2 protein-coding genes are annotated in these 14,045 nt (G+C 65.7%); both read left to right on the top strand.

What is annotated here, in order from left to right:
* The first annotated feature begins 5 nt into the window (after positions 1 to 5).
* Complete coding sequence (locus ACMTA2_RS15160) at positions 6 to 10,211, top strand: non-ribosomal peptide synthetase (RefSeq protein WP_413795490.1); 10,206 nt, start codon at positions 6 to 8, stop codon at positions 10,209 to 10,211.
* Positions 10,208 to 14,044: a non-ribosomal peptide synthetase gene (locus ACMTA2_RS15155; protein ID WP_413795489.1), complete on the top strand. Its 3,837-nt coding sequence runs from the start codon at positions 10,208 to 10,210 to the stop codon at positions 14,042 to 14,044. The genes ACMTA2_RS15160 and ACMTA2_RS15155 overlap by 4 nt, the downstream gene beginning before the upstream one ends.
* Position 14,045: the final 1 nt, after the last annotated feature.

Here is a 14,045-nt window from a genome sequence, read left to right as displayed (position 1 = left end):
CAAGCATGAACAACATCGAAGACATCTACTCCCTTTCGCCGACCCAACACGGTCTGTTGTTCCACAGCGTCTATGAACCGGATTCGCGGGTGTATTACCAGCAATTGAGCCTGGACATGAACGGCCCGCTGCAACTAAACGCATTTCGCGGCGCCTGGCAGGCGCTGATGCAGCGCCACGCGGTGCTGCGCAGTGCGTTTCTCTGGGAAGAACTGGACGATGCCTATCAGGTGGTGCAACAGGACCTGCCATTGCCCCTGACGGAACTGGACTGGCAAGACCGCGCCGAGCCCTTGGCCGCGCTCGGACAGTTGGCACTGGAGCAGCGGGCACAACCCCTGGAGCTGAACGACGCGCCCCTGATGCGCCTGTGCCTGGTGCGCCTGGCCCCCGAGCGCTGGCACCTGATCTGGACCTTCCATCACATCCTCATGGACGGCTGGAGCGTCGGCATCGCCGTCCAGGAGTGGCTGGCGCTGTACTACGAACAAGCCCACGGCCGCCCCGCCGACCTGGCGCCCACCCGCCCTTATCGGGACTACATCGCCTGGCTGGCGGAACAGGACATGGCCGCCACCGAAGGGTTCTGGCGCGAGCAGTTGCAGGACGTCAGCGAGCCGACCCCGCTGCCCACCTTTGACGTACGCCAGGCAGCACCGGCAGGAGCGCCGTTCGCCGAACGGGAAAGCCTGCTGGCGGTCAGCGAAACCGAGCAACTGGCCCACTTCGCCCGCCAGAACGACCTGACCATCAACACGCTGATCCAGGGCGCCTGGGCACTGCTGCTGGGCCAGCACGCCGGGCGTGACGACGTGGTCTATGGCGTCACCGTCGCCGGTCGTCCGGAGAACCTGGCGGCGGTGGACAGCACCGTCGGGCTGTTCATCAATACATTGCCGTTGCGCGTGCAATGGGCTGACGAGCCGACGCTGGTGACCTGGCTGCAGCACTTGCAGCAAGCCAACAGCGATCTGCGTCACCACGCCTACCTGCCGCTGGGCAAGCTCAAGTCGATGACGCGTATCGCCGCCGAACAGGCGCTGTTCGACTCGATCCTGGTGTTCGAGAACTTCCCGGTCACCGACGCGCTCAACCAGGACACCGGCGGCTTGAGCTTCAGTGCCCCGAGCAACGACCAGCAGGCCGACGGCATCACCCTCACCCAAGGCCGCAACCATTTCCCGCTGTCACTGATCGTGATGCCGGACAAACAGCTGCACTACCTGATCAGCTACGACCGCGCTCGCTTCAGCGATGCCGAGGTCGCGGTGTTGTCGGCACAATTGCGCGCCATCCTGTTGGCGATGACGGCGCAAGCGCAATGCCGGGTCAGCGAGCTTGAATGGCTGAGCCCTGAAGAACGCCAGCAACTGCTCATGCAGGGGTGCGGCGTGCAACTGCCGGTGCCGCAGGCGTGCCTGCACCAGCGCTTCGAACAACAGGTGGCCGCTCACCCGGAACACCTGGCGGTCCGCGACCGTCAGGTCGCCCTGACCTACCGTGAACTGGACCAGCAGGCCAACCGCCTCAGCCAGTATTTGCGCGCCCAAGGCATCGGCCACGACAGCGTCGTGGCCCTGGCCCTGGAGCGCAGCGCCGAGTTCGTGATTGCCCTGCTGGCCACCCTCAAGGCCGGCGCCGCCTATCTGCCACTGGACCTCAAGCAGCCCGCCGGGCGCCTGGCCGACGTGTTGGTGGACAGCCGCGCCGCACTGCTGATCGGCACCGCCGCCTCGCCCCTGCTCAACGGTCTGGCCGAGCACACGCCGACGCTGTGGCTGGCGGAACAGGCCGACGCCATCGCCTCCCAGCCCGACACCCCACCGGCCGTGGCCCACAGCCCGACTGATGCCGCCTACGTGATCTACACCTCAGGCTCCACCGGCACCCCCAAGGGTGTGGTGGTCGAGCACCAGTCCATCGTCGATTACCTGACGGCGGTGCACGCGGTACTCAACCCGCCACCAGCAGCCCGCTACGGCTTGCTGTCCAGCATCGCCGCCGACCTGGGCCACACGCAGTTGTTCGGCGCCCTGTGCAGTGGCGCCAGCCTGTTGTTGGTGGATGAAGACAGCGGTTTCAGCCCCCTGGCACTGGCCGAACTCTTCGACCAACATCCGGTGGATGTGCTGAAGATCACCCCAAGCCATCTGGCCGGCCTGTTGCAGGCGCTGCCCGATGCACGCCTGTTGCCTCGCGCGCTGCTGGTCTTCGGCGGCGACGCCCTCAGTCCGGCGCTGCTGGATCAGGTCAATCGCCTGGCCCCCGGACTCAGGGTGTTCAACCACTACGGGCCGAGCGAAGCGACGGTCGGGGCGATTGCCACCGAGTTGCCGGCGGGCCTGCGCAGCATTGCCCTCGGCAGGCCGCTGCCGAACCGCCGCCTGCAAGTGGTGGATGCCAACGGTCGCCAGGTGCCCACCGGGGTGTCGGGTGAGCTGTTGATCAACGGCGCCCTGGCCCGGGGTTACCTGCACCGCCCGGACCTGACCGCCAAGCGTTTCCACCTCGACGCGGATCAACAGCGCTGGTACCGCACCGGCGACCGCGTGCGCTGGCAAGTGGACGGCCAATTGGCATTCCTCGGCCGGGTCGACAGCCAGGTCAAGATCCGTGGCAACCGCCTGGAACTGGGCGAAGTCGAAGCGCAGCTCAAGCGCCTGTCACCGCTGATCGAACAGGCACTGGTCCGCGCCGTGGAACTGGACGGCAGTCTGCGCCTGGTGGCCTACCTGGTTGCCAGCCAGTCATTGTCCGCCACGAAACTGCGTAACGATCTTGCGGCGAGAGTGCCGGACTACATGGTGCCGGCGCACTTCATCACCCTCGACGAACTGCCCCTCACCCGTAACGGCAAGGTCGATGTCCAGCGCTTGCCACTCCCGCAAAAGCCCACGGACGACAGCGCCACCCACGTTGCCCCGCGCAATGAAGTCGAAGGGCAGCTGGCCGCCATCTGGCAGGAAGTGTTGAAGCTTGAGCGTGTCGGCGTGCATGACAACTTCTTCGCCTTGGGCGGCGACTCGATCATCAACTTGCAAATCATCGCTCGCGCCAACCAGCAAGGGCTGAAACTCACGCCCCGCCAGCTCTTCGAAAACCGCACCATCGCCGACATCGCCCGAGTGCTGGGCGCCGATGCCAGTCATGGCGTGGCGCACGAAATTGCCGATGGCCATGACCTGCCGCTCGCCGCCGGGCAACGGGCGCGCCTGCAACAAGGGCCATTGCACGCCACCTGGCGTTGCGTGGCGCTGACCCAGGCCATCGATAGCGAACTGCTGAGCCAAGCCATCGCCGCCCTGCAGCAACACCACCAGGCCTTGCGCCTGGCGCTCAAGGTCCTGCCGGAAGGCGAGTGGCAGCAACGGGTACTGGTCGCGGCCAAAACCCCGGTCATCACCACCGAGACACTGGAAGCCTGCGCCCCGACGCAACTGCAAGCCCTGGCCCAGGCTGGTGTCGACGCGCTGGACTTGGAAGCCGGCCAAACCTTGCACGCCACCTTGCTGGAAGTGGGCGGCAAGCAATCCCTGCTGCTGGCCGCTCATCCGCTGTGCCTGGACGAAGCCTCCTGGTCGCTGCTGCTGACTGACCTCAACCTGGCCCTGGCGCAACTGCGCTATCAACGACCGGTGCGCCTGTCCTACGCCGGTGGCGACTTCACCCAGTGGACACGGCACCAGCAGGCCCATGCCCAGGGTGATGCCCTGGATGACGCCTGGGAACATTGGCTGCAATACGCAGGCGTGGAGCCACTGCAATTGCCTGGCAGCCAGCAGCCGACCAGCGTGACCGAGCAAACCTTGCCAGCCACCACCTCAGGCGAACTCAAGCGCTTGGGCGAGGTGCTGCAACTGGACTGGAATAGCCTGTTGGCCGCTGCCGTGGCCGAACAGTGCCGTGAACTGTGCGGCAGTGGCCTGGTTGCGCTGAGCGTGCATGCTGCCCGTCCGAGCGCCGAACGCTTGCCGGTGGATGCGCCGATTGCCGTGGCCGACCTCGACCCGGCACGCATCATGGGCCCATTGACCCTGGCCGTGCCGTACTTCCTCCAGCCCGAAGGCGACAGCCTGCTGCAACGCTTGCAGGCACTGGCCGCGCAGATGCGCGCCTACCCGCAACACGGCGTCGACTATGGCGCCCTGCGCTACCTGTCGGACAACACCTACCTGCAAGAACCGCTGCGCGACCTGCCAACGGCCCCGATCGCCATTCGCTGGCTCGGCAACCTCGACAGCCATCGCGAAGAGCGCGGCATCCTGGCCCAGGTCGAAGCCGCAAGCCCGACGGCAGCTTTGCCTTGCCCACTGACCCTGGACGCCTGGTGGCAGGATGACTGCCTGCACCTGCGCAGCCAGGGTACCCTCGCCGCCGAATGGGCACCGCGCCTTGCTCAACGCTTGAGCGAACTCGCCGGGCTGGTCACCGCACCTGACCTGCGTCCTGCCAGCCAGGCATTCGCGCTGTGCCACAAGCAAGCGGCAACCTTGGCGGACGAACCGCTGGACTGGCTGAACATCGAAGACGTCTACCCGCTGTCGTCGATGCAACAGGGCATGCTCCTGCACACCCTGTTGCAGCCCCACAGCGGCATCTACCTGATGCAACAACGCTACAGCTGGGACGGGGTATTGCAACGCCCGGCGATGGAAGCGGCGTGGCAACTGTTCCTCGAGCGCCATCCAATGATGCGGACCGCCTTCTGGTGGCAGGACGACCATGAGCCGCTGCAATGCGTGTACCGCCAGACCCATCGGGCGTTCGACTGGCAGGACCTGCGCCATCTCGACGAAGAGCAGCAGCGCGAAGCGATGGACCAGGCCCTCGAAGCACAGCGCCTGCAAGGTTTCGACATGGCTTGTGCGCCGCTGACCCACCTGCGGGTGTTCCAACTCGATGAGCGGCGCTTCGCCGTGGTGCGCAGCTTCCACCACATCCTGACGGACGCCTGGTGCTTCGGCCTGCTGATGGAAGACCTGCTGGCGATCTACCAGGCCATCGTGCGCCAGGAGCCGGTGGCCCGTCCGCGCTTGCGCTCGTTCCGCGGCTACATGAGCTGGCTGGAACGCCATGACATGGCCGCCGCACACGCGTTCTGGCAGGCCGAAATGGCCGGTTTCAGCGAGCCGACGCCACTGCATGTGGACGGCCCCGTGGCCCGCCCGGAGCAGGCGCCGGAACAGGTCGGCGACTTCGACCAGACCCTGAGCATCGCTCAGACCCAACGGTTGCAGCAGCTCTGCCAGCAATACCAACTGACCCCCAACACCTGGATCCAGGGCGCCTGGGCGCTGTTGCTGTCGCGCTACAGCGGCAACCGCGACGTGCTGTTCGGCGTGACCGTCGCCGGCCGCCCGACAGACCTCGCCGGTGTAGAGGAAATGGTCGGGCTGTTCATCAATAGCCTGCCACTGCGCATCGATGTCGACCCAGACGCCCCCGTGGCCGACTGGTTGCAGGCGCTGCTGTCCCACAACGCGCAATTGCGCGAACACGAAAGCGCCTCGCTGGTGGACATTCAGCGTTGCAGCCAAGTGCCGCGCGGCCAGCAGTTGTTCGACAGCCTGGTGGTGTTCGAAAATGCCCCGCTGGACATCAGCAGCGTGCAACTGGACGCTTTCAGCATCGACATCTACGAAGACCGGGTGCACACCAACTTCCCGATGACGGTGGTGCTGTACCCCGGCGACCGCCTGGGCATTCGCCTGTCCTACGACAGCATGCGTTTCAGCACTGACACCGTGCAGCGCATGCTCGGGCATCTGGTGCAGCTGCTTTCGGGCATGCTGGAGACACCGCAGGCGCCCCTGGGCAGCTTGCACATGCTGTCCGAGGCCGAACGCCGGCACCTGCTGATCGACTCCAACCGCAGCGACATCGACTTCCCGCTGGAACGCGGCTATGCGGCGCTGTTCGCCGAACAAGTGCGCAGCCGCCCGCACCACCTGGCCGCCGTATGCCAGGGACAATCGCTGACCTACGCCGAACTGGATCGCCGCGCCAATGCCATCGCCCATGCGCTGCAAGCCGCCGGTGCCGGCCCGGAAACCCTGGTGGCGCTGTTCGCCGAGCGTGGCCTGACCTTGCTGACGATGATGATCGCCACGCTCAAGGTCGGCGCCGCCTTCCAGTCTCTTGACATTCAACAGCCCCACGCACGCCTGGCGGAACTGCTGGACCTCGGTGAAGCGCCTCTGTTGCTGGTGTGCGAGCACGCGACCTCGACCCTGGACAACGTCCTGCCGCAGATGCACGCGCAACCCACCTGCCTGATCGCCCAAGCACTCTGGCAAGGCCGCGAACAACCGCCGGTCAGCTATGCACACAAGCCGGATCAACTGGCCTACGTGATCTTCACCTCCGGTTCCACCGGCACGCCCAAAGGTGTGATGGTCGAACAGCGCGGCATGCTCAACAACATGTTCGGCAAGGTCCCGAGCCTGGGCCTGGGTGAGCACGACCGTATTGCCCAGACCGCTTCGGCGGCGTTCGATATCAGCGTGTGGCAGTTCCTCGCCGCGCCACTGTTCGGCGCCACCGTGCACATTCTTCCCGATGCCCAGGCCCACGACCCCGTGGCCTTGCTCGACGCCGTTCAAGAGCAGCAGCTGACACTGCTGGAAACCGTGCCGGCGCTGATTCGCGGCATGCTCCAGGAAAGCCAGGCACACCACAGCCTGGCGAGCCTGCGCTGGCTCCTGCCCACCGGCGAGGCATTGCCGCCGGCCCTGGCGCGGGACTGGTTCGCCCGCTTCCCAGCCATCCCGCTGATGAACGCCTACGGACCCGCCGAATGCTCGGACGACGTCGCCTTCTACCCCATCACCGAAGCGCCGGCCGACGACTGCTTGCACATGCCCATCGGCAAGCCGACCGCCAACAACCAGGTGTTCGTCCTCGACTCGGCGCTGCGTATGGTCCCCATCGGCGTACCCGGCGAGCTGTGCATCGGCGGTGTCGGCGTGGGTCGCGGCTACCTGCGCGACCCGCAACGCACCCGAGAAGCCTTTGTCCCCCACCCGTTCCAGGCCGACGCGCGCCTGTATCGCAGCGGTGATATCGGCCGGATGCGCGCCGATGGCGTGATCGAGTACCTCGGCCGTCGCGACCAGCAAGTGAAGATCCGTGGCCATCGTATCGAGCTGGGCGAGATCGAAAACCGTCTGATGCAACACCCGGCGGTAGACAGCGCGGCGGTGCTGGCACTGCCCGACGCCCGCGGTGCGTTGCAACTGGTGACCTGGTATGTGCTCGACGAAGCAGCCAACCTGGGCGGCGAGTCCGCGCAACAGGTCTTGAGCGCGTACCTGGGCCAGCAACTGGCAAGCTACATGGTCCCAGCCCGTTGGCTGGCCCTTGAACAATTGCCGCTGAACGCCAATGGCAAGGTCGACCGTCGCGCCCTCGCCGCCCTGGACGTGCCCCAGGACGAGGCCGCGCAGGCGCAATCCATGGCACCGCGTACACCGACCGAACACGTCCTGGCCGAACTCTGGCAAGACATTCTCGGCCTGGACAATGTCGGTGTGCACGACGACTTCTTTGCCATCGGTGGTCACTCGCTGTTGGCCACCCAGGTGTTGTCGCGGATTCGTCGACGGTTGAACGTGAACCTGCCACTGCGCACGCTGTTCGAGCGTGGCACCCTCGAACAATTGGCCGAAGCGGTCGATCAGCAGCGCAACGCCCAGACCGAAGTCGATGGCGACACCGAGATGACCCTGGCGCCGCGCAACCAGCCGTTGCCGCTGTCCTACAGCCAGCAACGGTTGTGGTTCCTGGATCGCTTCGAAGGCCCCAGCGCCGCCTACAACATGACCAGCACTGTCAGGCTGCGTGGCGCGCTGGACATCGCGGCGCTGCAAGGGGCCTTGCAGGCGGTGTTCGAACGCCATGAGTCCTTGCGCACCGCGTTCCACCTGCGCGGCGACCAGCCGTGCCAGGTCATCAGTCCGGCGCCGGTGGTCGACTTGACGCCAACCGAACTGAGTCACCTCGACCGCGAAGAACAGGCGCAAAGCCTGCAACGCCTGCTCGATGAACAGGCCGCGCGCCCATTCGACTTGCAACAGGCGCCGATGCTGCGCGCCAACCTGCTGCGCCTGGGAAGCGACGATCATGTGCTGCAACTGGTGCTGCATCACATCGCCACCGACGCCTGGTCCATGGGCATCCTGATGCAGGAGCTGATCGTCGGTTACCAGGCCCGCACCAGCGGTTCGACACCGGTACTGCCGGTGTTGCCGATCCAGTTCGCCGACTATGCCTACTGGCAACGCAGCGAAGCGCAACAGCGTCTGCTGGCACGGGCTATCGATTACTGGCGTCGCCAGCTTGACGGCGCGCCAACGTTGATCCCGTTGCCCCTTGACCAACCACGCCCGGCGCGGCCTGATTACCGGGGCGCGGCCCTTGAGCAACGCTTCAGCGCGGCCCAGACGCAGGTGCTCAAGACCTATGCACAAGCGCAACGGGCCACGCTGTTCATGGTCTTGCTCAATGCCTTCAACAGCCTGTTGCAGCGGGCCACCGGTGCCAACGACTTTATCGTCGGCACCGACCTGGCCAACCGCGAACATCCGGCCCTGGAACATCTCATCGGGTTCTTCGTCAACGTGCTGCCGATCCGTGCCCGCCTGAACGAGGGCGAAACCTTTGACGCCCGCCTGCAACGCCTGCGCGAGGATTGTCTGTCGGCGTTCCAGCACCAGCAAGTGCCGTTCGACAAGCTGGTCGAGGAACTGCAGCCGCCGCGTACGCCAGGGGTCAATCCACTGGTCCAGGTGCTGTTCGTCATGCAGAACACGCCCAGCGGCAATGCCAGCCTGCCGGACCTTGAAGTGCAGGACCTGGTGTCGCCCCAGGAGAGCAGCAAGTTCGACCTCGCCGTATTTGTCGAAGAGGACGAAGACCAGGGCCTGAATGTGCGCTGGGTATATCGCACCAGCGTGTTGCAGGAACAGACCATCCAGCGCCTCGAACAAGGTTTCGAACACCTGCTGGAGCGGCTCGTCTCGGCCCCCGCACAGGCGCTGGACCAGTGGTCGTGGCGCCTTGAAGGCCCCAACGCTGGCGCCGCGTCCCAGCCTGATGCGTCGCTCGACGAGGCCACCGCACGCAACGCACGCAAGCAGTCGAAACTGAGCAAGCTCAAGCAGACCCGCGCAACCGCCGTGAGCCAGGTGGCCCACGAGCAGGTCCGTACCCGTACCCTCGACGCCGGGCAAGCCTTGCCGTTGGTGATCGAACCGGTGCTCGGCGACCTGGATCCGGTGCACTGGGCACTGCAAGCCCGGGAATGGATCAATGCACAGTTGCTAAGCCACGGCGGCCTGCTGTTCAGGGGATTCAACCTGCCGGATGCCGCGGCCTTCGAGCAGTTCGCCCAGGCCATCGAGCCCGACCTCTACGGGACTTACGGCGACCTGCCGAAAAACACCTCCGGCAAGAATATCTACCACTCCACGCCGTACCCGGAACAGCACATGATTCTCTTCCACAACGAGAGCTCCCATCTGCCGCAGTGGCCACGCAAGCAGTGGTTCTATTGCGAAACGCCGGCACCACGCGGCGGCTGCACGCCCATTGTCGATTGCCGGCAGGTGTTGGCGCGCTTGCCCGAGGACATCGTCGCTCGCTTCAAGGCCCTGGGGCTGCTTTACGTGCGGCACTTCACCGACAAGCTGGATGTGCGCTGGCAGGACTTCTTCAAGACCGAACAGCGCGAGGAGGTCGAGCGCCAATGCCTGGCATCGGGCATGCGCTGGGAATGGCTGGGGACCGATAACCTGCGGATCGCCCAGCACTGTCCGGCCATCGTCGCGCATCCCGAGACCGGCGAACTGTCGTTCTTCAACCAGGTGCAACTGCACCACACCGCCTGCCTGGAGCCGGAAGTGCGCAGCAACCTGATCAGCCTGTTCGGCCCCGGGCACCTGCCCCGCAACGTGTACTACGGCGACGGCAGCGTGATCGAAGACGCGGTGATGCAAGTGATCGGCGAAGCCTATGAAGACTGCGCGGTACGTTTCAGTTGGCAAAAGGGTGACATGGTGATGCTGGACAACATGTTGGTGGCCCACGCTCGGGATCCCTTCGAGGGCGAGCGCAAGATCTGTGTCGCCATGGGCCAGATGATGCGCCGCGAACAACTGACCGGGAGCCTGCCCGAAACACCGTCGGTACCGGTAGCGGAGGTACAGGCATGAGCGCCTTCGAGAAACGTGAAGAAGCCTTCGCCCTCTCGCCCCAACAACGCAGCCAGTGGTTGGCGGGGTTGCCCGCGGTGCGCCTGGTACTGGAGGTAAAAGGCCCGTTGGCCCTGGAGCGCCTGCACCAGCGACTCGTCGCCCTGAGCGCGTGCCACGAAGCCCTGCGTCTGCGGGTGCGGCCTGAGCCGGGCTTGCTTGTGCCGTTGCAGGTGGTGGAGTCCACGGCCATGGCTGCGGACGCCATCAACGTCGAGGTGCAAGCGGTCGGTGACGATCGGCACCGGGTGACGCTGCATCTGCCGGGGCTGAGCGCGGATCGCGGGACCCTGCTGCGCCTGGCGCAGGCATTGGCCTCGACGGATGCGCCGACGGTGGATGACGAGGCCATGACCTATACCCAGTACAGCGCCTGGCTCTACGAATTGCAGGCTGATGAAGACGCCGAGCCTGGCCGGCGCTTCTGGGCCAGTCAGGCCCTCGACGAGCCGGCCGCCAGCGAGTTGCTCTACCGCCAGGTACGCAGCGACCGCCCCGATGCCCCGGTGACCACTCTCTTGAGCGCCAATCCACAGTTGGGCATGGCCCTGGACGGTTTTTGCCAGCGTCACGATGCCTCGCCCGAGCAGGTCCTGATGACGGCCTGGGGGGTGCTGTTGCAGCGTCTGAGTACCGGCGACAGCCCGACACTGACCTTGAACTGGGTACACGATTGCCGCGACGACTATGAAGAACTCGCCGACTGCTGGGGATTGTTCGCCAAGCCCCTGCCCTTGCGCTGGCAACCGGCAGCGGACAGCCATTTTGCCCAGGCCCTGGCGAACCTGCAGACGCTCTGCGAAGACGCCACGCAATGGCAGGAATACTGCGGTGTCAGCACCGCACTGTCGGCCGAGGCTTTGCAATACGGTTTCCAGTGGGGCGGGCAGTTGCCCGATCGGCTCGCCACTTTGGGCAGCCTGGGATCGACACTCACGGTGCTGGACGCCCAGGCCATCCCCGCCGGCATGGAACTGTTGCTGGTGGCTGAAACCAACGCTGGCGGCTATCGCCTGAACCTCTGCCACCTGCCAGGCCGCTACAGCGAACAAGCCGCGCTGACCTTGCTGGAGCAGTTCCAATCGCTGCTGCTCGACGCCCTCGTCCATCCCGGCAAGCCCTTGGCCGAGCTGTCCTTGCAAGCGCCGAGCTTCGCCACGACCCTGGCCGCCCTGCAGGATGATGCCCCCGCGCCGCCGTTCGCCAGCGTGCCGGCGGGTTTCGATACCTGTGCCGCGCAGTTCCCCGAGCACTTGGCCCTGCGCGACCACCACGGGCACCTGAGCTATGCCCAGTTGCAGGCTCGCAGCAACCAACTGGCGCATTACCTGCGCGGCCAGGGCGTGGGCCCCGAAGATCGCGTGGCCTTGTATCTCGATCGCTCGGCGCAGATGGTCCTGGCGATGCTCGCCGTGCTCAAGAGCGGCGCGGCGTTTGTCCCCTTGGACGTGCATCAGCCGACGCAACGTTCCCTGGCCATCCTGCAACAGGCCCAGCCGGTCTTCGTCCTGAGCGGCTCGGCCGGCAGCGCGCCCGCGTTGCCCGGCATCGGCAGCCTCGACCTGCGGGATGAAGCGACCTGGCAGCGAGCATCCGCCACGCCCGTCGACGTCGAGATCCAAGCCCAGGACGCGGCTTACGTGCTGTTCACCTCCGGCAGCACCGGGACGCCCAAAGGTGTCATCGTCGAACATCGGCAGCTCGCCAGTTATGTCGCCAGCGTGTCCCGGCGGCTGGCGCTGGCGCCCGGCGAACGCAGCGCGGTGGTCACTTCCCTGGCGGCCGACCTGGGCTACACGTTGCTGTTCCCAACGCTGCTTTGCGGCGGCGAATTGCACCTGCTGGACAAGGAAACGGCCATGGACGCCCAAGCCTGGGCAGCCTGGCAGGCGCAGTACCCGGTCGACCACCTGAAGGTCGTGCCGTCGTTGCTCGACGCCTGGTTGATTCACGCCCAAAGCGCTGCCGTGTTGCCGCGTAAGCAACTGATCCTCGGCGGCGAAAGCTGCTCGCGGCGCCTGCTGCAACGCATTCGCGGCCTCGCGCCGGCGCTGACGGTCTTCAACCATTACGGTCCGACCGAAACCACGGTGGGCGTGGTGATGCACAAAGCCGAACCGGCCGTGGATTATCGCCGCCTGCCCCTAAGCGATCGCCTCGATGGCATGCGCCTGTACCTGCTCGACGAGCAGCAAGCGCTGGCCGCTCCCGGGCAGAGCGCCGAGCTATATATCGCCGGCCCGCAACTGGCTCGCGGTTACTTGGACGTCCAACAAAATGCCGGGCGTTTTATCGAGTTGGCACACCTGCCGGGCGAGCGTCTCTATCGCACCGGCGACATGGCCCGCTATCGCCATGACGGCAGCCTGGAGATCACCGGGCGTGCGGACCACCAGGTGAAGATCCGAGGTTTCCGCGTAGAACTCGATGAGATCCAGGCACAGTTGACCGGCCTTCCTGGCGTGGCCCAGGCCGCGGTGGAATGCATCTCCCGGGGCGAGCTCGGCCAGCAGCTGTTCGCCTTCATGACCCTGGCGCCCGGGCATTCGACCACGGTCGCCAGGTTGCATGGCCAGGCCCAGGATTGCTTGCCGGACTACATGCTGCCCACCTTGCGGATCGTCGAGGCACTGCCGCTGATGGGCAACGGCAAACTCGACCGCAAGACCTTGCAGCAATGGGCCGACAAAGTCCTCGACACGGTCGGCAGTGCCTTGCCGCGCACACCGCTGGAAGCCCTGCTCGCCGAGGTATGGGCGCAGGTGCTGGGCCTGGAACGGGTGGGCATCGACGACGACTTCTTCGCGCTGGGCGGCCACTCCCTGGCGGCGGTGACCCTTGCCAGTCGCTTGCAGACCGCACTGTCGGCACCGGTGACGGTCAATGCGGTGTTCAACGCCCCGAGCGTCTCGGCGTTTGCGGCACTGGTGCAGGCCGAACTCAAGCTCTCGGCCCTGGTCAGGCTGTCGGCGCCAAACTCGACACCCGTCGAGGCCTGCCACCTGTTCTGCTTCCACCCCTCCACGGGTCATGTGCAGGACTACCGTCCTCTGCTGGCATCGCTACCGGCCTGGCAGCTGTGGGGACTCCAGGCGGCCTACCTGACCGACGACAGCACGACGCTGGGCGGTGACATCGAGAGCCTGGCGGCGCTCTACGTCGAGCATCTGCGTCAGCAACAAGCGCACGGGCCTTATCACCTGCTGGGCTTCTCTCTCGGCGGTCTACTCGCGATTGCCGCGGCCGCGCGCCTGGAAAGCCAGGGTGAAGAAGTGGCGTTTCTCGGTATCATCGACTCGCAATACCAGCATCAGGCCCCAGAAGACAGCGTCGAGGCGTTGCTGGAATCGGCTTCCCAGGCACTGACGCCGGACAGCCAGGCCGTGTTGCGCCGCTTGTCGCCGCCGATCATCACCGCGTTGCTCGCGCAACTGGGCGCCCTGCCCCCGGCGGCACGCCTGGCGGAACTGGTCCGGTGGGCACGACAACAAGGCCTGCAACTTGATGGCGACAGTTGGGAGCACCTGCAGACGCGGCTAAACTACCAGCAGCATACGCAGCATCTGCTGGCCACGTTCAACCCCGTACGGTTGAGCTGCCCGGTGCATGTCTGGTGGGCCAGCGATACCTTGGCCCAGGCTGAGTTCGCCGACCCGCATTGGGAAGACCTGAGCAGTGGGCCGTTGACCCGCGAGGTCATCGCGGCACAACACTTGACCATCCTTGAGCAACGCGCCTTGCATGAACAATTGGCGGCGCGCCTCACGGCCATTGCTACACACGGAGCGGTTTGAA

Origin of the sequence: Pseudomonas medicaginis (assembly GCF_965119365.1) — a bacterium.
In the GTDB taxonomy this organism is placed as follows: domain Bacteria; phylum Pseudomonadota; class Gammaproteobacteria; order Pseudomonadales; family Pseudomonadaceae; genus Aquipseudomonas.
Note: the sequence above shows the minus strand (reverse complement) of the source record. Positions and strands in the feature narration are given on the sequence as shown.

Coding starts and splice junctions, on each gene's coding strand:
- ACMTA2_RS15160 (WP_413795490.1), top strand. CDS start 6: ATGAACAACATCGAAGACATCTACTCCCTTTCGCCGACCCAACACGGT.
- ACMTA2_RS15155 (WP_413795489.1), top strand. CDS start 10,208: ATGAGCGCCTTCGAGAAACGTGAAGAAGCCTTCGCCCTCTCGCCCCAA.